This window comes from Pirellulales bacterium (assembly GCA_019636335.1).
Classification (GTDB): domain Bacteria; phylum Planctomycetota; class Planctomycetia; order Pirellulales; family JAEUIK01; genus JAHBXR01.
In genome coordinates this window covers 50,744-73,669 of sequence record JAHBXR010000022.1, presented here as the reverse complement: position 1 = coordinate 73,669, position 22,926 = coordinate 50,744, and the positions used below count along the sequence as shown (strand labels likewise).

The following is a 22,926-nucleotide window of genomic DNA, read 5'->3' as shown; positions in this document are numbered from 1 at the left end:
GCGTTGCTCGTCGTATCAGGGAGCCGGCTGTTGCAACGAACCGGTCTTCGATGCCTGTGTGGCACGAGCCTCGAGGCGTGTATGGGCATCGCGTCCTTCGGGGGTGGCGCCATACTTCTCGACGAGCTCATCATACAGCAGGCGGGCCTCGGCCGGCCGGCCGACCTGCTCGAGCGACTCTGCCGCTTCGTGCAGGGCACGGGCCGCTAGTCGGCGCGGACGTCCATCGACCAGTGGCAAGCGCAACAACCACCGCGCTGCGCGATCGTGGTCCTGGCGCGCGGCAAGCGCTTGACCGAGCACCAGGGCCGGGCCGCCACGCATTCCCGGCGGCATCTTTTCCACCTCTCCCAAGCGCGCCGCCAGTTCTTCCTCGTTGATGTTGGCGGAATCGGTCCGCCAGAGTTGGGCCCTGGCCATGGCGCGCACTCGCGTGTCTCGGTCAAGCATCAGTTGCTTCAACCGCTCGGTCGCAGCCGCGCGTTCCGGCGTGGACAACAAATAGCTGGCGCCCAGGAGCGTGGCGATCGAATTCCCGTGGGCGATCCATGCCTTGGCTCGACGTTCGAGATCGGGCGAAAGCTGCGCGGTGACCCAGGCGAGCGGCAAGCAGGAGAAATACTGCGTTTCGGGATCGCTCTGCACGAGCGCGAGAAAAGCGTCTCCTGCCCGCGCCGGTTGATCGAGCTCGCGCAGGCACCACACCATCTCGGCCAGGATCTCGCGTCGCACCCAGGGACGCGACTCGACGCCAGCGGCGGCCTCGAATTGGCGCAAGGCCTCGTCGTATTTGTGCTGTGCGGCGAGTTGGATGGCGGCGAGTTGCTCGGCCGAGCGCGCCGTCTCGACCTCGACAATGCGCGTCGTGGGATAGCGCTGCTCCTGTCCTCCCGGACGCGCGAGGGTCAGTTCGCGCCCGGTGAAGTCGACCACCTCGCCGGTCAGACGCGTGACTTGATCGCTCCCAGGCTCGGCTGCCACATGGATGATGTCTTCGCCCCGAGCCGCGCTCGCCATGCAGAGGCCCCCCAAAACGACGGAGGCGCGGATCACGCGGCGCAACAGGGCCTGGACGTCGTTCCTACGTGGCACGTGCCGAGTTCCCCTCGCTAGTGAACGGGCCCCAGTTTCGAGATGTCGACGTAGGCGTGCTCGCCGCGATTCTCGCGCGCCAGTCGCACGAGAAAGTTCTCGATTCCGAGGTAGGGCCCCATGCCAAACTCGACGACGTGGATCACCGTGCGGCCGCCATTCAGTTTCTCGATCCGTTTCATCTGCGTCGGGCTGAGCGACGGTTCATCGGCATCGGTGAGGAAGAAGATCACATCGGGGCGCAAGGCCAGCGCCGCCTTGAGCGCATCTTCGTGCGCGGTGGCGCCGTCGGCCGTGATCTGTTGAATGAATCGTTCCGCGCGTAGCTTATTCGCCTGATTGGCGAAGACGAGCCGTCCTTCCTGCCCGGCCAAAGGAAAAATCGTCGGCTCCTGGTTGTAGAAGATGATCTGGAACTGATGCAGCTCGCCGAGATCTTCGAGGCTGGCGAGCAACTCGGCCTTGGCGGCGTTGAGAGCGCTGCGCCCGGAGCCCCCCATGCTGCCCGAGCGATCGAAGACGTAAACGAACTTGAAACCTTCTCCCTCGGCGCCGAAGATGCCGGTCCGCGCGCTGCCATCTCCCACGTTCCCGCGGGGCGCGCCGGAACCTTTTGCCTGCCCGACTGGTCCCGAAGAAAGCCCCGTATCGGCGGCGCCCACCGGTGCATTCATGGCGGGCAGCACTCCGGTCGGATCGACCGGCGGAGCATCGTCGAGAAACGAGGTATCGGTCGTGGCCGCTGGCGCGGGGATCGACGTCGCCAGGGTGACGGGCTCGTCGCTCCCCTCGAAGAACACCTCTTCCTGGGCCGATTCGCCAGTCGCGTCGTCGTCACTCAGCTCGAAGCTGACTTCGAGCACCTCGCCCCCCCCTTGGCCGAGCCCCAGTGAGCCCCCGGCGCCGATAAAGCCGAGCGTCACCAAGAGCCCCACATGCACGACGATCGAGATCAGCCAGGCCGGCGCCGCGAGTCGCCAGAAGAAACTGCCCAGCCCAGTCGATCTCAAGGGGGCTTTCGGCATGAGCGTGGCGCCGCGGGTGAACAGGGACAGCCCCGCCGGACGAGGCAAGGCGCGGGAATTCTAGGAAGGCCTCGCAAGAGCGTCAACGCGAGCGGCCCATGCCCGTTTCGTACTTCGACCCCTTTCCCTATATTGACGGTTTACACCACCGGACGCCAACCGAGTGGGGGAAGCGGGGCGGAGAGACGCCGATCGTCCGGCCCAGATCCTCGCTCTTGGTCGGCTATTGGCAGCACCCCCAATTTCTCTCGCGTCGGACGGAGCGCTCGATCGTGCGGATCATTCAATACCCTCATCCAACTTTGCGGCACGTCTCGAAGGACCTGCGCGTGGTGGATGCCGAGCTGCGCCAGATCGTGGCCGAGATGTTCGACCTGATGTACGAAGCCCGCGGCGTCGGTCTGGCGGCGAATCAGGTCGATCTCCCCTATCGCCTGTTCGTGGCCAATCCCGAGGGAGAACCCTCGGCCAAGGAAGCGGAGTTCGTGTTCATCAATCCGCGTTTCCTCGAGCGCAAGGGGATGGCCGAAGGAGAAGAGGGATGCCTCAGCCTGCCGGGGTTGTACGCCATGGTAAAGCGTCCCGATCAGGTGGTGATCAACGCCTACAATCTGGCTGGTGAAGAGGTGAAGTACGAGTTGGATGGTTTCTTCGCGCGGATCGTGCAGCACGAGTGCGACCATCTGGACGGCGTGTTGTTTATCGATCGACTCTCGCCGACTGGCCGCATGGCGCTCAGCGAATCGCTGGCCGAGTTCGAGCTCGACTTCCGCAGCCGCCAGGACCGCGGCGAGCAGCCGAGCGATGAAGAGATCGCCGCGCGGATCAGCGAACTCGAGAAGGCCCGGACCTGACGAGACGCTCATGCGATTGGTGATGATGGGAACCGGCCCGTTCGCGGCGCCGACGTTTCGTGCCCTGTTCGACACGTCCCACGAAGTGGTGGCGCTCGTGACGCAACCGCCGCGTCCGTCCCATGCGCGCGGGACTCCGGTCGAAAGCCCGCTGCGCCCCATCGCGCGCGAGCACCAGACGCCGATCTTCGATCCCGAGAGCATCAACACGCCCGAGTCGCAAGCCGAGCTCGCGCGGTACCGCGCCGACTTGTTTGTAGTAGCCGACTACGGGCAGATCCTGGCGCGCGAGACCTTGGCGCTGGCCCGCCTGGGGGGCGTGAACCTGCACGGCTCGCTGTTGCCCCGTTATCGCGGCGCGGCGCCCGTAGCCTGGGCCATCTTTCACGGCGATCTGGAGAGCGGCGTGACCGTCATTCACATGACGCCACAGCTCGACGCCGGGCCATGCCTGGCCCAGTTGAAAACACCGATCGGTCCGGACGAGACCTCGTTCGAGCTCGAAGCGCGCCTGGCCGCCCTGGGCGCTCCGCTAGTTTGCCAGACGATCGATCAGTTGCAGCGAGGCGAAGAAACGAACCTGCCGCAGGATCCAGCGCTGGCGACCAAGGCGCGTCGTCTGCGCAAATCGGATAGCGTCATCGACTGGAGCCGTCCGGCGCCCGCCATCAAGAATCAGGTTCGGGCGTTGGAACCTTGGCCGCGGAACTTCACCTTCTGGCACCGCGCGTCGGGCTCCCCGCTGCGGTTGATCGTGGGGCGTTGCGATGCCGTGGCGGAAAGCTCGGCCGCAACGCCCGGCACGGTGCTGGCGGTCGACACCGAGGCCGTGGAAGTCGCCACGGGCGCGGGAGTGCTGCGTATCCGCGAGTTGCAACCGGCGGGCAAGCGGATGTTGCCGGCCGCCGAATTTGCCCGGGGCTACCGTATTGGGCCCGGCGACCGGCTGGGGCCGGAGACCCCGTGAGTCGAGTCGCAGGGATTATGCGGTCTGTGCGAACAGTGTTTTTCCGCAGATGGCGCGGCTTGAATCCCCCGACCGCGTGACCTATAAATAATTTCTTCGACACTTGCCGAAGTGGCGGAATTGGCAGACGCGCTAGGTTCAGGACCTAGTGCCCGTAAAGGGCGTGGAGGTTCAAGTCCTCTCTTCGGCACCTTTCTTTTCGCGGGATGGCCGGCGGCGATCCCCCCGTTGGATAGCCCGGCAAATGCCTGCGCCGGTGGTCCGGTTTTCTTGCCCATCGAGCCGACCGCAGCTATGCTCGATCTATGGGCTTAAGACACGCGACTTTACCGTCGGTTGGCCATGCTGCCACCGGCGGAGCCCAGGGCGAGGTTGGAGGCACCCCGCCGCCGGGCCCGCAGCAGTTGGCACCTGCCGGCGGTCATTCGCGTGTGGAGCAGAGAGAAGAGCGTCACGCGGTTTACCAGCGGCACTGTGGCTCGTCCCCCGTGGGAGACGTTGCTTCGTGGCGGGCCGCGCGCGTCGTTCGAGCGGAATTCGTTCCCTCGACACGCCCGATGAGGGTCAGGCAACTCCGGCCTCGTGGCGCGGGGCTTGTCTTGGTCCAGACGTTCTCCAACCTGCACCACCCATTTGCAGTTCCAGTCTTTTCGATCGCGCCAGCGGGAATTGCCCGCTGGACGCGCTACGCGATGCGATTTCGCCGATCTGCTCGTCATTTCGTGTTATGAATACCGTTCTCGCGTGACGCGGCTGCCGGTTGTCGTTCGCCTGGTTTGAATCTTCTCGAGGAGGGAACGTGATACCGCAATTGCTTGGCCTGCGCAAGCCGCAGGTAGTTCTCGTGCTGGTCGGGCTGACGCTGGCCACCTGCGCCTGGACGTCGATCGCCTGGGGCGCCGAAGGCGAAGCAGCGGTGGCCGAGGGAGAAAACTTCCTCGTGTGGGTCGCACGCTGCTCGGGCCTGATCGGGGCGTTTCTCCTCGTGCTCTCGATCTATTTCGTCGCCAAGGTCTGCATGCTCTTCGTCGAGATCCGCGAACAGACCGCCGCGCCGCCAGACCTGCTGCGCGAGACGGACGAGCTGATCCATAAGCGTGACTTTCGCGGCGCCTATCAGCGGCTGAAAGAAAGCGAGACCTTTTTCGGCAACATCGTGTCAGCGGCCATTCCCGAGATGCCCCAAGGTCTCACCGAGGCCCGCGAGGTGATGGATCGTGCGGCCGAGGCCGAGACCCTCGTGCTCGAAAAGAAGATCGGCGTGTTGGCGGTGATCGGTACGCTCGGGCCGATGATCGGACTCTTGGGCACGCTCAAGGGGATGATCGCCAGCTTCAGCGTGATCGCCATGTCGAGCGTCGAGCTCAATCCGAGCGAGGTGGCCAGCGGTATTTCCGAAGCGCTGCTGCTCACGTTCGAAGGCGTGGCGCTCTCGGTGCCGGCCATCTACTTCTTCTCCATGTTCCGCAACCGCGTGGCCGCGATCTCCGCCTCGACGTCGTTCAAAGGAGATCAGATGCTGCGCAAGATTTACCAGGCCAGCCGCTCGAAACCCGATCGACCTCCCCGTGCCCCGGCGGAAGCAACCTAAGGAGCAGAGCCATGAGTGGTGCGGCGGCCGATGAACGGTACGAACCGAATCTCACGCCCATCCTCGACATGGTCTTTCAGCTCATCACCTTCTTCATGCTGGTGACGAGCTTCAAGGCCGCGTCGCTGGATGTGAGCTTGAAGTTGCCGGTGATCGGGTCAGCGCAGCCAGTCGACACGACCGGCATGGGCGATTTGCTGGTGCTGAACGTCGATTCCGAAGGTGCGTTGCGCGTCTTCGGAGAAAAACGTCAGGACGTCGAGCAGTACATCGCCTCCGAAGCGCAGTCGGCCTTGAACCGCGCTAAATCGACCGCCCCCCAATTGAAAGCCGGAGACGATCTGCCAAACACGATCGTCGTGCGGGCCGATCGTGCCACGCCGTTCCACATGTTGAATCGCGTCGTGCGCGCGTGCCAGGCGAACGGCTTCCGCAAGTTCCACTATCGCGTCGCGAATAGCGAACAGGAGACCTAGCATGGCGCGGCGCAAGCGACACATGCAAGGCGACGTCGAGCTGAACCTCGCCGCGATGCTCGATATGGCGTTTCAGTTGCTCGCCTTTTTTATTCTCACGTTTCGTCCGGCGCCGGCCGAAGGTCACATCGCGCTGCGGATGCCTCTGCCCGAGCCGGTAACGCGCATCGCCGAGGCCGTGGCCGCCGGCAACGAGGCCCAGAACGACAGCCCCGTGCAGGGGATCGAGACGGTCGTCGTGACCGCGCTCTCGAACGCCGAGGGGGGCATTGCCGACTTGCGCATCGGCGAAGGCGAACCCACGACCAGCTTGCCGTATCTCGAATCGCAACTCCAGAACATCTTCTCCGATCCCGCGACCCCGTTCGATCGTGTGCTGCTGCAGGTGGGATCGGGCTTGCGCTACGACCACTTGATGCGGCTGCTCGATGTCTGCACGCGGGTCAAATTGCCGTCGGGAGAACGGCTGGGCAAGCTGAGCTTTGTCGAAGTCTCCGAGGACTTCGAGGGCGGACCGTAGTTCCTTACTCCTTCGCTGCATTGCCATGACTCGTCGACGACGCACTAGCCGCTTGAGCACGACGCCCGCTCGCGGTACGCGCCTGCCGTGGCGATTCCTCAGTACGCTCGTCATCGTCGGACTGATCGTCTGGTCGACGCGCGGGATGCAAGACGACAGCCAACAGGCCGAACTGCCCCCCGTGGCCAAGACGCCGCCGGCCGCCGCGCCTTCCATCCCCGCGTCTGCTCCTCCGGCTGGATTGACGGACGAGCAAGCCGCCTCGCCCGAGTTGGCCGAAGCAACGGCACACGAACCGCAGGCAGAGCGCGCCCCCGCGACCGACGTCACGCCGGCCGGCGCACCCAACGCCGACGATTGGGCCGATCTGCGCGACGAGCTCGAGACGGTCGAGGACCGCACGACGTCGATCCATCCGATCGAGATGCCCGCGTACTACCGCCTGCTCGAATGGAGCGAGGCGCAAAGCGACAAGGAGCTGCTGGCCGCGGCCAGGCAAGAGACATTCCACGATCTGGTGCATCATCCGGCCAAACATCGCGCCGAACTGGTCGAGGTGAAGCTGCGCGTGCGGCGTGCCTTGCGGTACGAGTTGCCCGAGAACAATCCGCTGCACGATCGAGAAGTATACGAACTATGGGGTTGGCCGAGCGATTCGCGAGGCTGGCTGTATGTCGTGCTCACGCCCGAGTTGCCCCCCGGCGTCAAGGTGGGAGATCAGATCGACGCGGACGTCACGGCGGTGGGATACTTTTTCAAATTGCAGGGTTACCAACCGGCCCAGGCAAAACCGGGAGCGACTCCGCTCGTCGCGCCGCTGTTGATTGGCCGCGTGATTCCCGAGCGCCGCACACCGGTGGCGGTATCGAAGAACGAACGCTGGGCGCTGGTCTTGCTGGGCGTCGCGGCGGTGATCGCGGTCTTTGCCGCGTGCATGGGAAGCCTGACCGCCTTTCGCAGTCTGCGGAGACGCTCGCAGGGAGCCACGCTGGCGCCGGAGTCGCCGCTGGCCGAACCTGAACTCGATTTGCACAACACCGACAACACCGACGACGACCGCGATCATGGACCGAATCGCGACGACTATTGGTGGCTCAGTCCCCATGACGGCAATGCGCCGCCGTACGCTGATCGTTGATACACCCTTTGAAGAACTAAACCGTGCGCCGTTTCCTTCGCTCACTGCAAGAAGTCTCGCTGGCCGAACGCTGGCTAGTGCTGCGCGCGTGGGCGGAGACGACCGGACGGTGGTGGTTGGCCAGCCTGACGGGGCACCTGACGCTGCTGACTTTGGTCGGCATCATCGTCGGCTCGATCAACGAGATATCGAAGCCCGAGATCGAACAGTTCGAGATGCTCGACGAGGCCGCCGCGCAACCCGATATCGAGTTGCAGAAGTTCGAGGTTGGCAACACGCCGCTCGATCCGACCGAGCTCAGCACCGAATCGCTCACGGAGTTCGAGGCGAAGCCCCTCGAACAAGATGAACAGTACAACGACGCTTCCGACATCTTCGAAGAGTCGGGAGGGGGCCGCCCGATGGAAGCCGACGACTTGAATCTCGGCGGCGCGGGCATGGAACTGTTCCGCGATCAGCCTGGCCCGGTGCTTGATGGTGACGGCGGTGTCGGCATCGGGATCGGCACGGGAGAAAACCCTGGCACGGGGGGCTCAGGGCACGCGTTTGGCGGGCGAGGGAGCGGCCATCGCGATAAGATCCTGGCCGGTGCTACCAAGGCCTCGGAGCGCGCCGTCGCCGCCGCGCTCAATTGGTTCGCCTTGCACCAGAACACGAACGGAAGCTGGTCGATCCAGAACTTTGGCGAACGCTGCAAGCACGGCCACTGCAACGGCCCGGGCTTGACCCAGCAAAGCGACGTCGCCGCCACTTCGCTCGCGCTACTGCCATTTCTGGCCGCGGGGCAGACGCATCAATCGAAGGGCCCCTACCAGAAGCACATCTCGCGTGGATTGCACTGGCTTGTCAAGCAGCAGCTCCCTAATGGCGACCTGGCCGGTAACATCCCGCACCAGTTGTACAGCCACGGCCTGGCCACGATCACGCTCTGCGAAGCATTCGGCATGACGCAAGATAGCTGGCTCAAGGAGCCGGCGCAGGCGGCCATCCGGTTCATCGAGCAAGCGCAGAGCACGCGCGACGGCGGCTGGCGTTATCACCCGGGCGATCCGGGTGATACGTCGGTGGTCGGCTGGCAGGTGATGGCGCTGAAGAGCGCGCAGATGGCTGGCCTCGAGGTCAATGTCCACACGTTCGACGGCGCGCGCCGATTTCTCGACGCTGCCAGCTACGGCGAATACGGCGGGCAGTTCTCGTATCAGCCGGGGGGGCAGGAGACGGTGCCCCTGACCTCGGTCGGACTGTTGTGCCGGCAGTATATGGGAGCGCGTCGCGGCGATCCGGCGATGATCGAAGGCACGGACGTGCTCATGTCGCACTTGCCCGAGCTCAAAGATCGCAACATCTACTACTGGTATTACGCCTCGCAGGTGATGCACAACCAGCCCGGCCCCAAATGGGAACAGTGGAATCGCAAGATGCGCCGCTTGTTGATCGACACGCAGGAAAAAGAAGGGTGCGAGGCTGGGAGTTGGGATCCCATCGCTCCCGAACTCGATCGCTGGGGCCGACAGGGTGGCCGGTTGATGGTGACGAGCCTCTCGTGCCTGACGCTCGAGATCTACTATCGCTATTTACCGATCTACAAGATCTCGGAGAAGGACCAATTGGCTGGAGACGTACCGGCCAAGGTCGAGAACGAATCCGCCAATCGGCCCGGCAGCGCCGCGCCCCCCCAATAGCTTGATGATGCTGCTCTCGGTTCGCATTCGCTGGGTCGCTTGTATTTGTCTGGCGACCGTTGCCAGCGCTCCGCGTACATCTCTGGCGCGCGAGCCCTACGCCGAGTTTCTGCAGGGGCTGCAACAGCGGGGCTACGGCGAACAAGCGGTCGACTATCTGCGTTCGATCGCGGACAAGTCCGACCTGCCGGACGAGCTGCGCGAGATGTGGGATCTCGAGATGGCCGAGAGCCTGCAACTGGCCGCGCGCGAGGCGGCGACGGCGGCCCTGGCCACCCAGTGGCAGGCCGAAGCGAAGCAGTATCGCGAAAAATTCAATCGCGAGCATCCCAACCATCCCGCCGTGCCGCTGGCGGTCGTCGAGCAGGGGGACTACCTGCTCGAACGCGCGATTGCGCACCTGCGCGTGGGAGATCGCGCCACGGAGCCTGCCAGCAAGCAGGCCGCCTACGATCGAGCGACGAAGACTTTTGCCGGCGCACGACAATACTTCGAACAGGCACTCGGCATGAGCCTGGACGCCGAGAACGCCCCCCCCACGCCCGATGCCCCCATGCGGCGAGTCTGGGGCGAGGCACGCACGAAGCTCGCGCTGATCGAATACTGGCTGGCGAGCATGCTGTCTGACTCGCCTGGCACGGCGCCACCGCAACCAGCGCCGGCGGAGAGCGAGGAAGAGGCCCCGGCCAAGGTGCCGATGACGGCCCGTCAGGCGGGATTCCTGGCCGTCGCCCTGCAACTGGCAACGATCGCCGCCGAATGCCGCGGCGAATCGGCCGGCATCGTCGCGCAGTATTGGCAGGGCCGCGCCCTGGCCGAAGCGGGCGACAATGAAAACGCACTCGAGATGCTCGACGAAACCCTGAGTTTCGCCCCCGAGCCGGACGAAGAGCCGCAAAATCGCCGCGAAGCCGCCTTCTTTGCCGAAGTCACCTTGCTGCGCCTGCAACTGTTGCGCAAGCAGAACCGCAATCCGGAGATCTTGACCGAAGCCACGAGCTGGCTCGACGCGCGCGAGAAGCGTCCGGAAGCCCCCGGCTTTCACGCCATCTCGCTCGAACTGGCCAAGGCCAAGCTGGCCGCGGCCGAACTGGAGCTTGGTCCCCGGCGGCGTACGGCGCGCAAATCGGCGCTCGTGTACCTGGCGAACATCGCCCAGGCCCCGGGTTCCCAGCAGCTCGAGGCGCTGCAACTGTTGCGCATCGAACGAAAGGTGGACAACGACGCGCTCGAACCGGCGCAGGAAATCGAAGAGTTGCTCGCCCTGGCCGCGGAAGAAGAGCGCAACTTGATGTGGCTCGAGGCCGAGAAACATCTGGCCGATGCCCTGGCGGCACAAGAAAAGCTCGGCACCGGACAGAAGCTGGCCGACACGCGCGAAAACCTCTCGCGTCTGCAACTGCGCCGCACACGGTGGCTTGCTGGACAAGGAGAACTCCTGGCGGCGGTGACGCTCGCCGAACAGGTTCTCGACCAGGCCGCCGATACCTCTTCCGCGCCAGCCATCGCCGCGATTGGCACGAATGCCGCGGCCCGCTTGCTATCGAATGCCGCGGCCGAAGAGCAACCCGAGATCCACGCTCGGCTGGTGCGGCTGGCCGAGCAGATTCGCTCGCGTTGGCCCGAACGGGTCGAAGCAGACGATGCCCAGATCGCGCTGGGCCTGGCCGAAGCCGTCCTCGGCCAGCAAGACAGCGCACTGCAACGCTTCGAGTCGATCGCCAAGAATTCATCGCGCTTTCGCCAAGCCCAATATCAGGCGGGCAAGCTGTTGTGGCGGCAGGCGGCAGCGTCGTCCGAAAAAGACTCTGACGCCCCCCCCGCAGACGAAAAGCAACGCCTGGTGGAACGTGCCAAGGTCTGCCTCACGAACGCGATTCCGGTCGAGGGAGATCCAGCCAGTATCGTCGAGCCGCGCGATGCGCGTCCCCTGCTGGCCGAAGTCTGTCTCGCGCAGCGCGACGCCGTCGCGGCCCTCGAATGGCTCGCGCCGGTGGTCTCGGGCGGAATGTCGGCCAACTCGTCGGACATCGACCACACGCTGCTGCGCGGCATGCACGCCGCCGTTCGTGCGCATGTCGTGTTGGGGCAATACGACGAGGCTCGCGCGATCGTGTTTGCTCTCGAGCAAGTCACGCCCGACACGGCCGAGTTCAATCGCATCGTGCTCGACATGCTGCGGATGTCGGTGCGCGATCTACTCGCCGACAAATCGGCGGACGAGGACACCGCGTCTGGACGCACTGCCCCCCGTGACCTGCCCGCCGCCAATTCGCAAGTCGACGAAATGATCAATAGTCTGGCGGCGCGAGAACACCTGGGACCGCAAGAGCAACTGTTGCTCGGCGATTTGTGCATGTTTCGTGGCGCGCACGACCAGGCGGCCGAGCTGTACAAGGCCTTGATCGACGCCGCGCAAACCGATCCAGCGTTTGCCGCGCAATCGGCGCAGCAACTGGCCCGCGCACGAACGCGGCTCGTTCAGCTCTTGCGCGAACGCGGAGAATACTCGCGCGCCATCGCCGAAACCGATATCCTACTCAAGGAACACCCGCGTTCGCTGGCCATCGCACTCGAACGCGGCAGAATTCTCGAGGCCTGGAGCCGCACCGACCTGAGTCAGGTCGACGCCGCGCTCAAGCAATGGAACGACATCCGAGTCGCGCTCGGCAAGCAAACGCCTCGACCCGCGGAGTATTTCGAGGCGGTCTATAGCGTGGCCTTGTGCCTCCGCCGACAGGCGATTGTCAAGAAGTCGCCCGACGATCTGGCGCAGGCCCGCAAGCTGCTCGACGCCACGCTGATCCTGTCCCCCAAGCTCTCGGGACCGGCGATGGTCGCGCAGTACAAGAAGTTGCTCGACGACATCTCGCGCGATCGCATCACGCCGGGCAAGTAGGCCCGGCCACTATTCTCGAACGATCGCGTATTCTTCCACGTTATCCTGCCGCTCGAGCTGCGCGCACAGGGCCGAAACGCGTTTCCAGAAAGTCCTAGCAATCTGCTTGACACCCAGATACTGTACTAATACAGTTAGTACAGAACTGAGGTCACGGCCATGGAATTTCAATGCGACCCGACGTCCCGCGTGCCGATCTATCGGCAGTTGATGGACCAGGTGCGCCAGGCGGTGGCGCGGGGGCGGTTGAAGCCCGGCGCGCGTTTACCCTCGGTGCGCCAATTGTCGCGCGAGCTGGTCGTCAATCCGAACACGATCGCACGCACCTACACCGAGCTCGAGCGCGAAGGGGTCCTCAACACACGGCAGGGCCTGGGCGTGTTCGTGGCCGAGCCGCAGGATGATCTGAGCGCCAGCGCGCGGCGCGAGCGACTGGCCGAGGCGCTGGATCGCTTTCTGACCGAGGCCGTTCATCTCGGCTTCAGCGGCGAAGAAGTTCTGGCTGCCGTCGCGAAGCGCATCAAAGTCTTTCAGTTTGCCGAGGCGGGTGGAGACTAGGCACGGAACCTGGCAGGGGAAGCCGGCGCCCCGCGAGCGACGGCCGACATTTTCGAGCGAGAGCACAACATGCGCGATGCCATCGTTACGGATCGGCTCACCAAGCACTACCACGGCCGGCGAGTCGTCGACTCGCTGTCGTTGCGCATCCCGACCGGAAGCGTGTACGGATTGCTCGGACGCAACGGCGCCGGCAAGTCGACCGCGATCAAGATGCTGATGGGCATGGTGCGGCCCGACAGCGGCTCGGCCGCCTTGCTGGGTGAGGACATCGCCCAGCTACCAAGCAACGCGCGCCAGCGCATTGCCTATCTGGCCGAAGGACACCCGCTGTACGGCTGGATGACGATCGGCCAGGCGGTCGACTTCACGCGCGCCTTCTATCCACGTTGGAACAACACTTTGCTCGAGCAGATTCTCGATCATTTCGAGCTGTCGCGCAAGCAGCGCTATCGCCGTTTGTCGCGCGGCCAGCAGGCGCAAGTCTCGCTCGCCCTGGCGGTAGCGCCCGAGCCGGAACTGCTCGTGCTCGACGATCCCACTTTGGGCATGGATACCGTCGTGCGACGTGACTTCCTCGAATCGCTCATCCAGATCATCCAGCGCGAGAGGCGGACCATTCTCTTCAGCTCGCACATTTTGGGAGACGTCGAGCGCGTGGCCGATCGCATCGGCATCATGGTCGGCGGCGTGCTGCGCGTCGATTGCCGCACCGAGGCGCTCCGCGAGTCGGTCCGCAAGATCGTGTTGGAATTCCTCGGCACGCCCCCCGAGATGGTCAGCATCCCGGGCCTGGTGAGCTGCCGCCCGGTGGGCAGAAATCTCGAGCTGGTGTTGGTCGGCTACGACGACGCGCAGCGCGAGGCGGTCGAGCAGTTGCGACCGCAATCGATCGAGATTCTCGATTTGAACCTGGAAGACGCCTTTATCGAGTACACCCGCGGCAAGCGTCGCTCGCTGCCGCTCTTTGCCACGGAGATCGACGATGCACCAAGCGCTCGTATGGAAGGAGCTGCGTGAGTCGGCCGAGCTGATCGCGGTGGCCGTGCTGGGCGCCGTATTCATCCTGGCCGATATGACGGGCGTGCGATTGCTGCCTTTTCAAAACGGCGAAAGCACGAGCTACCCGTTCGTCAGCGATTCGAACTTCAGCTTCTACTTCGTCTTGTTGGCGGGCGGATTGGCCATTCTGCTCGGCCTGAAGCAATCGGCCTGGGAGTTGTGGCAGGGGAGTTACTTCTTCCTGCTCCATCGGCCGGCCAGTCGTCGTACGCTGTTTGGTGTGAAGTTGATGGTGGGGGTAACCGTACTGCTCGCGATTACCGGCGCGTTGATTCAGCTCTATGCGATGTGGGCCGCCACGCCCGGCACGCACGCCACCCCCTTCTTTTGGTCGATGACCATCCCGATGTGGCAGATGTGGTTCGCGTTTCCGCTGCTGTATCTGGGGGCGTTCTTGAGCGGCGTACGCCCCGGACGTTGGTTCGGTTCGCGGCTGGCGCCGCTGGCAGCCAGCGTTCTGCTGGTGACGCTTTGTACCACCGTTCCCTGGTGGTGGCTCGGCCTGATGATCGCCGGCATTTCGGTCGTGGCCTTTGTGGCGACCATCTTTCTGTACGTCGAGACGCGGGACTATTAAACGATGGCACAGCAACTTCACCAACCGGTCGGACTGGTCCGTAGAATCGCTGCCGCGACGATCGTGGCCAGCGGGCTGGCCCTGGCCTGGGCCTTCGTCCTGGTGTGGGTCATCAACACGCTCGAACAAACCGTGTTCTCGGTAGTTCGCACCGTGCCTTACGAAGCGCTCACCGTCACCCTGCAAGGCATGCCGGTGATCGAATCGCACGCTGCCGAAAACTACCAGGAAATCACCTATCGGCATTTGGACGGGCGTCCCCTGGCAGCCGAGCTGATCGCCGAGCTCTCCGACAATTCAAAGCTACGAACTCTGCAGTCGGCCAATTTGAGTGCGCCGTCGCTACCGCCCCGCTTTTTCTCCGCTCTACCGGATTGGGGACAATCGTGGGGCGCGAGCGACTTCAACAAGCCACGCACGAGCTGGTACCTGATTCGCGAGTCGGGGCAACCGAAGTCCGCGTACTTCGTCGGCTACGACCAATTCTCGAATCGCCTGGTGGGTTATCTCGGTCGCAAGGGATTCCGACCAAGCTTGCCACCCCGCGATGAATGGTTTCACTCCAACCCGCAGGGAGCCGGCGATCTGAGCGCGGCCAGCATCCAGGGACTGACGCACAACGCACCTGCCGATTGGTACCGCGTGGTTAACTCTGCCGCCGAATCGAATCTGTGGCTGATCTTTCTCCTCGATGAAGATCGATTGCTCAAGGTGGATCTGCGCGCGCGTGAAGTTCACGAGATCTACCGCAGTCCCGGTCTCATCTCGATTGGCATCCTCACCGATGCCACATCGACCTCCTCCCACGACCGCGAGGAAGTCGGCCTGGTGGCGAAGCATCGGGTGGCCGTGCGAACGCTCGATCGACTTTTGATCTTTCACGATGCGTTCCAACCAACGCCCGATCAGGACGGGACGCCTGCGACCGTCGCCTTGCCGGCTGACGAGTTTTTGCTGCCCGAGGCACTGCGCGAGAAATCCTTGTACACCTATGCAACGGGTGATGACGAATTGCTGCTCCATTGGTCGGAACAGGACCATCAGGCCGGCGAGCGGCAACACCTTGCCTGGTTGTCGCCCCATGGACAACTTACGCGCGAGGAGTCTTTCCAATTCGCACAAAACATTGCCCGTCGCGGTCGTAACGAGCCATTCGATTCCGTGCTGATCGGGGTGGCCCTGCCCGTTCCTCTTGGCTGGGGGAGCGTGATCGGCATCCTGTCGCCCGTCTTCATGCTCAACGGTCGCTCGGAGCCAACCTACGCCGCGGCGGTCTCGAGCTTGCTTGCGCAGGCCTGGCCCGGCGCGATCGTGGTCGCTCTTACGGGCATCATCTCGGCCATCATGGTAGCGCGGTGGCAACGCAAGTATTTCCGTCGCCATACGGGCGCATGGTGTACGTTCGCCTTCTTGCTGGGGCCAGCGGGATTGTTGGCTTATCGGCTCGAAATGAACCGCGCCAGGCTCGAGGAGTGCGGCGAGTGCCACGAAATCGTGCCGCGAGATCGGGATGCGTGTGCCGCCTGCGAGAAACCGTTCGCCACGCCGGCACTGGTGGGTACCGAGATTTTTGCTTGAGTTCTGTGACGCTTCACTTCAAGCAGGCAATGAATCCGGCCTGTTCGAAATGATGGTCCGCCGTCAGCGCCATGGTGATTCCTTCTTCGCGTATGACGACAAAGGAAATGCAATCGGTGAGCGACCAACTTTTATCGCGCCGTGCATCATAAAGAGCAACGCCGCGCTCGAAGAGAACCTGTGTCGGCGGGATGATTCGATTAGTCGGCCGTGATGCAAACCTCGCCACAAACTTGGCGAAAGCGGCACGACTGGCGATATGAGCCAATCCGTCGCCCAGTTCCGTCAGAACCCAGGCGGTAGTCACGAGCGAAGCGGGACGCTGAGAAAAGGCCACTGCCTTAGCATGAGCCTGATCGCGCGGATTAAGTAGCGCGAAAAAGTAGTATGAGTCGGCGAAGACACCGCTCATTGCTTCGGTGTCCCATGCAGATAGTGATCGTGTTGATCGGCCATATCAACGGGCAACTCTGGCGCTATGCCGATGAATTCAGCGAACTGCTCCGCGAGCGTGGGAGGTTCTGGAGTGGGTTGGTTTACTACCACCGGCTCAATGCGCACCTCGGTCCCGTCGGGCAAGTCGACCTGCTCGTCAAGGACAACGACGCCCCCCTTTAGCTTGCCACGGTAAATCATCGAATGGCTCCTTTTAGCTTACCACCTCGATTGTACCGTATTCGTCAAGCCAAGGCCCGGATGAATCGCCCCCCCCGTCAAGCCGCGTGGCGCCGCACCATCGCCTGTCCCTGGCATTCACGTTCGGCCAAGGCCAGGTCGCTATCGACCATGATCTGTACCAACTCCTCGAACGACGTCGAAGGCTGCCAGCCGATCGTTTCGCGGGCCTTCGTCGAATCGCCCAGCAGCAGGTCCACCTCGGCCGGGCGGAAGAAGCGCGGGTCGATCTCGACGTAGCGCCGCCAATCGAGTCCCGCCCGCTCTCCCGCGATATCCAGGAAGTCCGCGATCGAGTGGCATTCGCCCGTGGCGATCACGTAATCGTCGGGCGTCTCCTGCTGCAGCATCATCCACATCGCCTCGACGTAGTCCTTGGCATAGCCCCAATCGCGCTTCGACGTGAGGTTGCCCAGGAACAACTTGTCTTGCAAGCCGTAGCGAATGCGTGCCAGGGCGCGCGTGATCTTGCGGGTAACAAAGTTCTCGCCGCGCCGCGGCGATTCGTGATTGAACAGAATGCCGCTGCAGGCGAAAAGGTTATATGCCTCGCGGTAGTTGACCGTCTGGTAGTGCGCGAAGACCTTGGCGCACGAGTAGGGGCTGCGCGGATGAAACGGCGTCGTCTCGCGCTGCGGAGTTTCGTGAACCTTGCCGAACATCTCGCTCGACGAGGCCTGATAGTAACGCACGTCCTTCGTGGCGCTGAGTTGTCGCACGGCGTCGAGCAGGGCCATCGCTCCCACCGCGCCGACCGTGACCGAATAGATCGGCTGGTCGAACGACACGCGAACGTGGCTTTGCGCGCCCAGGTTGTAGACTTCGTCCGGCTCGATCGACAGGACGAGTTGTGCCACACGGGCGCCGTCGGACAGGTCGCCGTAGTGCAGGTGCAGGTTCGAGTGGGCCTCGGCTCCGTCGATCAAATGGGCAATGCGCGAGGTGCTGATCGTGCTCGCCGGGCGAACCAGACCATGTACGTCGTAGCCCTTCGACAGAAGCAGTTCGGCCAAATACGAGCCGTCTTGGCCCGTAATACCGGTGATCATCGCGCGGCGAGCGGTCATGGTCGTACGTGCTCCTGAATTTGGACGAGAGGCAAGCAGGCGTGTTTTCTTGATGATGTTGTTTGGGAGCGCGGGGGCCTAAGCGGCGCGCGAAAGACCCTGCCCGCGTCGCTGGGCGTCGTACCAGGCCACGGTCTCGGCGATGCCCTGTTCGAGCGCTACTTCCGCCCCGAAGCCAAAGACCTCGCGAGCTCGCGACGTGTCGAGGCAGCGGCGCGGCTGGCCGTCGGGCTTCGACGTCTCCCAGCGCACCTCGCCCTCGAAGCGGCAATGGCGGCACACCATCGTCACGAGATCGCGAATTGTGATTTCATGGCCCGAGCCGAGGTTCACCGGCTCGGGACTGTCGTATTTCTCGGTCGCCAGGCAGATACCACGTGCGGCGTCGCGCACGAAGAGGAACTCGCGCGAGGCGCTGCCCGTGCCCCACACCTCGATCCACTTGCGTCCCGCGTCGCGCGCCTCGAGGGCCTTGCGAATGAGCGCCGGCACGACGTGGCTCGAATACAAGTCGAAATTATCGCGCGGACCGTACAGGTTCACCGGCAACACGTAGACCGCGTTCAAGCCGTACTGCTGCCGGTAGGCCTGCGCCTGCACGAGCAGCATTTTCTTGGCCAGCCCATAGGCGGCGTTCGTCTCTTCCGGATAGCCGCTCCAGAGATCGTTCTCTCGGAAAGGAACGGGCGTGTACTTGGGATAGGCACAAATCGTGCCCGCCACGACGATCTTGCCCAGTCCCCAGGTGCGGGCCTTCTCGATGAGATGAATGCCCATCGTGGCATTGTCGTAGAAATACTTGCCCGGGTTGTCGCGATTCGCGCCGATGCCGCCCACCACGGCCGCCAGGTGGATGACGGTATCGGGGCGTGCGTCGGCAAAGAGTTGATCGATCGCCGCCGGCTGACGCAGGTCGTACTGCGCGCTGCGCGGCACGAAGATCTCGGCCGGCGAGTAGCGTGCCAACTCGTCGCATACGGCTCGGCCGAGAAAGCCCGCGCCCCCGGTCACGACCACTCGGCGCGATCGCAGGTAACTCATATCGAATTCCTTCGGACGAATGTGTTAAAGGGTCGGTTTCCGTCGCAACAGGCAGACTTCTTCCACCACGACGTCCGACGAACCGTGATTCGGATGGATCTCCAGGTGCAGCGTCGACAGTTGCTTCGAGAGCAACCAGCGCGGACTGGCGCCGAGCGGCACGAGCAAGGTATCGCACGAAGCGGTCAACCACGTCCCAGGCGAGGCCGCGCCGCCGGCTTCGCTCCAGCGGTAGGCCACGCGCGTCGGTCCCGACGGTTTTTCGGCAATATTCTTGAGACGGATCAATAAATACTCGACCTCGGCGCCGGCGATAGCCCGTTCGCCGAGCGAGTAGTTCAACATGAGCGGAGTGCCGGCAGTCGACTTCGGATGCCCCGCGCCGTCGACAGCCAATCCCGGCTCGGCTTCGTGCTCCAGGGTCGCGAATGGCTCGAAGCGATCGGACAAATGCTCCCAGTTGCGTCCCCACGCCGCGGCGATCTGCGCGATATCCGTCGCGCCGACGTGCTTCTCGATCAGAGCAATTTGCTCGGGGCTGCCCGGCGGCCCAGCCTCCGGCGCACGCGACTGGTCGACGAGGAAAACGAACTTGCCGCGCTCGATACAGACGTATTTCAGCGCGAATTCCCGGAACAGCAGATACGACCGCAAGGGAGGCGGTCCACCGTCGTGGTCGTCGCGTGGAGCGATCATCACCACGGGGGGCAGATCGGCTCGCAACTGTTCGAGCATGCGCCTCTGTTGCTGACTGTTGGCAGCGACATAGTGCGCCGAGTAGAGGGACGGCACTTCCCGATCGAGATAGTAGTAGTAGGCGGAGTTGCTCGTCAGATCGAAGTAGGTCTCTCCCGGCTCGAGCAGCCGATCGAGCTCGACCTTCAATTCCTGGATACTCTTGAGGTGGTGCTCTTCGATGCGAATGTGCCCCAGTCGTGGCAGGCCGACTTTCGCGCCATGCACCATGTGGGGCTCCGGCGGCAACGAACGAATCTTGAAGGCGCGTTCGGCGAGCGAACTGGCGAGGGGGGGCTGGCCCTCGTAAGGATCGACCGAGACGACGAATCCGCCGAGCACGGCCAGACCGGCGACCGCCATCGGCAGCGAGACCAGGGGGCGTCCCAACAAGAACAACAAGGGCAACAGATATCCGACCGCCACGCGCGAGACTTCACCCGTGCGCGACAGGTGCCCCGGATCGATCCGATTGAGCGACCAGGCCGACGCCAGAAGCAACGTCAATGGCAACATGGCCGCGAACCAGAGCAGGCGACGATCGCGCGCCCCGTGCCCGGTCGACCGTCGCCAAAGTTGCACCAGCGCCACCGCCACGACGATCAGCCACGACAAACGCAGAACTTCCCACTGGAAGCTGGTGCCCGCCACCGGATAGCGATCGCGGAGCGGCATCGCCGTCTGCCAGGGAATGCCGCTGACGAGCTCATTCGTCTGGGCATTTTCGCGAATGAAGGTCATCAGCCCAAACGTCATCTCGCGGACCGGCATGATCGCCAGCCCCAACAAGGCGACGAATGCCACGCCGGCGAGCAATTGGGCGAGTGCCCGTCGATCGTAGCGCCAAAGTCGATACGCCATCCAGGCGGCGGCGGGAGACGTGCCGATCGTCAGCGCGCTGCCCAGACTGGCGTTGTAAAAGACCATGAATGCGCAAATTCCCAGCCAGCAGGCCAGCCAGCGTCGCGGACGTTCGAGCAAGTAAGGCCAGGCCAGGATCACAATCGCCGGCGTCAGGAAGAAAAAGCGATCGTTGAGGGGCGTCGTGAAGGCGGTGAGGAACAATGCCACCAGCGGCCCCGCCGTGTAATGCAGGGCGAGATAGGTGGCCAGTGCCCCCATGCCCATCATCACCGCCTGGGCTGAAAAATACTCGGCCGCGCTGTCGGTGAAGAAATACTCGGCGATGAAACCGCGCATGAGGGGCATCAGCCCGTGAATCGGTGCAAAATCCACAAATGGCAGCTTGCCGAAGTGCGACCACTGCTGCCAGGGCAACAGTTCTTCGCCGGCCTGAAACAGATCGCGCCAATAGCAGGGGACACCCAACGACGGCACGAAGACGAACACCGCGATCCCCGCCAGGCAGAGCGGAGCGCACACCTCGCGCCACGATCGCGTGCCCGGCGTGCGTCGCGCGCGATACCACTGCACGCAGGAAAGCGCCAGGGCCAGGCCCACATAGGCGAACAGCAGCACGGCCAGCGCGGGTTGATAGTTTCCGCGCATCAATTGGTCGTCGACAATCTGGGGCGACGGCAAGACCGCAAACACCAAGAACGGTAACGGAATCTGCAGCAACACGAGCAGCCGGTCGAGCCAGCGATCGGCCTCGACGAGCGTTTGCGAGCGCGCGAGCAAGAGAATGCCCGCCACCCCGGCCACGATCATCGGCGCGACCGAGAATAGATCGTCATGCCGCGCGAGCCAGAGTGCGTAGCTGGGTACGAGGCGTGTCAGGGCCAGGCCGATGCCGAGGCCCGCGAACATCGCCAGACCCACGCCGAGCAGAATCCGGCCTCCCGTGGCCACGATCGCTTCGGCGGTGAGCCGATCGCGAAAGCGCGGCAAGATCGCCAGCACGAAGCAGGCCACGATCAGGAAGATCGCCGAATCCTTCGGAGTCGCCTTGACGAAGGGGTTCGCCCCCACCACGCCGAAGCGCCACAGCGCCGGCAGCATGGCAAAGACCAGCAAGGCATCGCACGCGGGACGCACCAGCGCCGTGCGAGCAGCCGCGATCACGCGCGTCACCAACAGCGAGATGCCGACCGAGGCTACGGCGAGCGTCCCGATAAAGAAGCCCAGCCCACGGAAATCTCGTGTCTTGTCGGCATCCTGCCAGCTAATACCACCGACGACGAGGTCGTGGTAGACCTGGCCAAACTCCAACGAGTTCCACAACGAGCGAGTGAGCACGAAGGCGATCACCGTCGCCGCAAGAATCGGCACGATCCCCTGATAGGGAACGCCCTGCGCGAGCCAGTGCGGCCGCGTCAACGAGGCGGGCCAAAGGCGTGTGTGTACGATCCGCGTCATGCCGCCATGCTCCTGTGCGAGGCATCGAGTCGCGCCAACCACTTCTCGGCGATGGGAAGCTCGGCCACTGGCAAGAGTTGTGCCGCGGCCAAGGCACGCCAGAGATGCCGCACGGTGTTCACCGGCGAGCCCCCCACCGGCAAGCGTCGCTCCGCCGCGAGCAGCTCCGTGCGGAACTTGTCGTTCTGCAGGTAGCCATCCACCTCGTCGGCAAAGTCGTGCATCAGGTTGTGCTCGTTGCGTTCTTGCACGACCGTGGCCGTGCGGAACGCCAGCGACCAGCCATGATGCGCCAGCGCCGTCTGAGCGACGAACGACCGCCAGATGTCGGTCATGCGGAAACTCACGTGACACGGCAGGTACAACAGCGGAAACGCCTCGGCGAAGAAGAGCGTGTTCTGCGAGTTGAAGGGAACCCAGGTCTCGCGATCGAGCACCACCGGCTCGGCCGCGGGATCGAAGGTGGTCGTCTCGGTGAAGAGCAGCCGGTAGATGGCATCGACGTCGGGGTCGCCATCGGCCAGATACTGTTGGATCGGGCAGACCGATGGGGTCGCCTGCGGCTCGAGCTTGCCGAGCGTACGGATATGGTCGAGCGGCAGCCCGCGCGGCCAGCAGAGCGCCTTGCTGCCGAAGTGCGGATAGATGTTCGCCCACGGGGCGCTGGTTAAACGGTGTCCTACGACCGTGCGTTCGATGGCGCGGCCGAAGCTTTCGTAGGGGATGTTGTCGTCGTCCGTTTCGAGGATGACCCGCGCCCCATGTTCGATCGCGTAGAGATAGCCCAGGTTCTTGCGCGCGTACTGGCGATAGGGGATCATGTCGGCCAGCTCGCCGTAACGCTCGCGCTGCGTGGCGACGTCGAGAAACATCACGCCCTCGCAGTGCCAGTCGGGCGGAGACTTCGTATCGCCGACGACGACAGCCGACCAACCCTGGTCGCGCAGACCCGCGATCGTCTGGATGGCGCGGGTGGGCGGATTAATGGACGTGACAACGATCCAACGATCGTTCTGCATGCTCGGCCTCCCTGCCGATGAACAAACGACGACGGATGAGCTGGCGAAATC

Annotated in this window: 20 protein-coding genes and 1 tRNA gene; 14 read left to right on the top strand and 7 right to left on the bottom strand. The window is 63.8% G+C overall.

Annotated elements, in window-relative coordinates; genetic code table 11:
• Window positions 1-15 precede the first annotated feature (15 nt).
• Window positions 16-1,092: a hypothetical protein gene (locus tag KF708_19375; protein ID MBX3414854.1), complete on the bottom strand. Its 1,077-nt coding sequence runs from the start codon at window positions 1,090-1,092 to the stop codon at window positions 16-18.
• A 17-nt stretch (window positions 1,093-1,109) separates the two neighbouring features.
• Window positions 1,110-2,102 carry a hypothetical protein gene (locus KF708_19370; GenBank protein ID MBX3414853.1) on the bottom strand — a complete coding sequence of 331 codons (993 nt, stop codon included), beginning with the start codon at window positions 2,100-2,102 and terminating at the stop codon, window positions 1,110-1,112.
• 113 nt (window positions 2,103-2,215) lie between these two features.
• Between KF708_19370 and def the strand changes: the two genes are divergently transcribed.
• The 13 genes from def to KF708_19305 all read left to right on the top strand — a co-directional run bounded on the left by def (window position 2,216) and on the right by KF708_19305 (window position 16,019).
• Window positions 2,216-2,971 (top strand): peptide deformylase, encoded by a 756-nt coding sequence (def, locus tag KF708_19365; GenBank protein MBX3414852.1) that lies wholly within the window; start codon window positions 2,216-2,218, stop codon window positions 2,969-2,971.
• Window positions 2,972-2,981: 10 nt separating this feature from the next.
• Window positions 2,982-3,938, top strand: coding sequence for a methionyl-tRNA formyltransferase (fmt, locus tag KF708_19360; protein MBX3414851.1), 957 nt, complete (start codon window positions 2,982-2,984; stop codon window positions 3,936-3,938).
• 105 nt (window positions 3,939-4,043) lie between these two features.
• Window positions 4,044-4,128, top strand: a tRNA-Leu gene (locus KF708_19355).
• A 609-nt stretch (window positions 4,129-4,737) separates the two neighbouring features.
• Window positions 4,738-5,529 carry a MotA/TolQ/ExbB proton channel family protein gene (locus KF708_19350; protein ID MBX3414850.1) on the top strand — a complete coding sequence of 264 codons (792 nt, stop codon included), beginning with the start codon at window positions 4,738-4,740 and terminating at the stop codon, window positions 5,527-5,529.
• A gap of 11 nt (window positions 5,530-5,540) precedes the next feature.
• A complete protein-coding gene (locus KF708_19345; GenBank protein MBX3414849.1) occupies window positions 5,541-6,005 on the top strand; it encodes a biopolymer transporter ExbD in 465 nt (154 codons plus the stop codon).
• A gap of 1 nt (window position 6,006) precedes the next feature.
• Complete coding sequence (locus KF708_19340) at window positions 6,007-6,525, top strand: biopolymer transporter ExbD (GenBank protein ID MBX3414848.1); 519 nt, start codon at window positions 6,007-6,009, stop codon at window positions 6,523-6,525.
• 52 nt (window positions 6,526-6,577) lie between these two features.
• Window positions 6,578-7,663 carry a hypothetical protein gene (locus KF708_19335; GenBank protein MBX3414847.1) on the top strand — a complete coding sequence of 362 codons (1,086 nt, stop codon included), beginning with the start codon at window positions 6,578-6,580 and terminating at the stop codon, window positions 7,661-7,663.
• Between the two features lie 23 nt (window positions 7,664-7,686).
• Window positions 7,687-9,345, top strand: a complete 1,659-nt coding sequence (locus KF708_19330; protein ID MBX3414846.1) for a terpene cyclase/mutase family protein — start codon at window positions 7,687-7,689, stop codon at window positions 9,343-9,345.
• A gap of 4 nt (window positions 9,346-9,349) precedes the next feature.
• Window positions 9,350-12,244 (top strand): hypothetical protein, encoded by a 2,895-nt coding sequence (locus KF708_19325; protein MBX3414845.1) that lies wholly within the window; start codon window positions 9,350-9,352, stop codon window positions 12,242-12,244.
• A gap of 159 nt (window positions 12,245-12,403) precedes the next feature.
• The gene (locus KF708_19320; GenBank protein ID MBX3414844.1) at window positions 12,404-12,802 is read left to right on the top strand and encodes a GntR family transcriptional regulator; all 399 of its coding nucleotides are present in this window, start codon (window positions 12,404-12,406) and stop codon (window positions 12,800-12,802) included.
• Between the two features lie 69 nt (window positions 12,803-12,871).
• Window positions 12,872-13,822, top strand: coding sequence for an ABC transporter ATP-binding protein (locus tag KF708_19315; protein MBX3414843.1), 951 nt, complete (start codon window positions 12,872-12,874; stop codon window positions 13,820-13,822).
• Window positions 13,788-14,441: a hypothetical protein gene (locus KF708_19310; protein MBX3414842.1), complete on the top strand. Its 654-nt coding sequence runs from the start codon at window positions 13,788-13,790 to the stop codon at window positions 14,439-14,441. The genes KF708_19315 and KF708_19310 overlap by 35 nt, the downstream gene beginning before the upstream one ends.
• 3 nt (window positions 14,442-14,444) lie before the next feature.
• Window positions 14,445-16,019 carry a hypothetical protein gene (locus KF708_19305; GenBank protein MBX3414841.1) on the top strand — a complete coding sequence of 525 codons (1,575 nt, stop codon included), beginning with the start codon at window positions 14,445-14,447 and terminating at the stop codon, window positions 16,017-16,019.
• A gap of 13 nt (window positions 16,020-16,032) precedes the next feature.
• Here the strand turns inward: KF708_19305 and KF708_19300 are convergent, their stop codons facing one another.
• The gene (locus tag KF708_19300; protein ID MBX3414840.1) at window positions 16,033-16,431 is read right to left on the bottom strand and encodes a type II toxin-antitoxin system VapC family toxin; all 399 of its coding nucleotides are present in this window, start codon (window positions 16,429-16,431) and stop codon (window positions 16,033-16,035) included.
• 14 nt (window positions 16,432-16,445) lie between these two features.
• Here KF708_19300 and KF708_19295 point away from each other — a divergent pair, with 14 nt between their 5' ends.
• Window positions 16,446-16,637, top strand: coding sequence for a hypothetical protein (locus KF708_19295; GenBank protein ID MBX3414839.1), 192 nt, complete (start codon window positions 16,446-16,448; stop codon window positions 16,635-16,637).
• 95 nt (window positions 16,638-16,732) lie between these two features.
• On the opposite strand, the gene gmd is transcribed toward KF708_19295, so the two are convergent.
• The 4 genes from gmd to KF708_19275 form a co-directional block, all read right to left on the bottom strand.
• The gene (gmd, locus tag KF708_19290) at window positions 16,733-17,761 is read right to left on the bottom strand and encodes a GDP-mannose 4,6-dehydratase (protein MBX3414838.1); all 1,029 of its coding nucleotides are present in this window, start codon (window positions 17,759-17,761) and stop codon (window positions 16,733-16,735) included.
• 78 nt (window positions 17,762-17,839) lie between these two features.
• Window positions 17,840-18,802 (bottom strand): GDP-L-fucose synthase, encoded by a 963-nt coding sequence (locus KF708_19285; GenBank protein MBX3414837.1) that lies wholly within the window; start codon window positions 18,800-18,802, stop codon window positions 17,840-17,842.
• Between the two features lie 24 nt (window positions 18,803-18,826).
• On the bottom strand, window positions 18,827-21,856 hold the full coding sequence (locus tag KF708_19280; GenBank protein MBX3414836.1) for a hypothetical protein: 3,030 nt from the start codon (window positions 21,854-21,856) through the stop codon (window positions 18,827-18,829).
• On the bottom strand, window positions 21,853-22,875 hold the full coding sequence (locus KF708_19275; protein ID MBX3414835.1) for a DUF288 domain-containing protein: 1,023 nt from the start codon (window positions 22,873-22,875) through the stop codon (window positions 21,853-21,855). Before KF708_19275 ends, KF708_19280 begins: the two co-directional genes overlap by 4 nt.
• Between the last annotated feature and the right edge of the window lie 51 nt (window positions 22,876-22,926).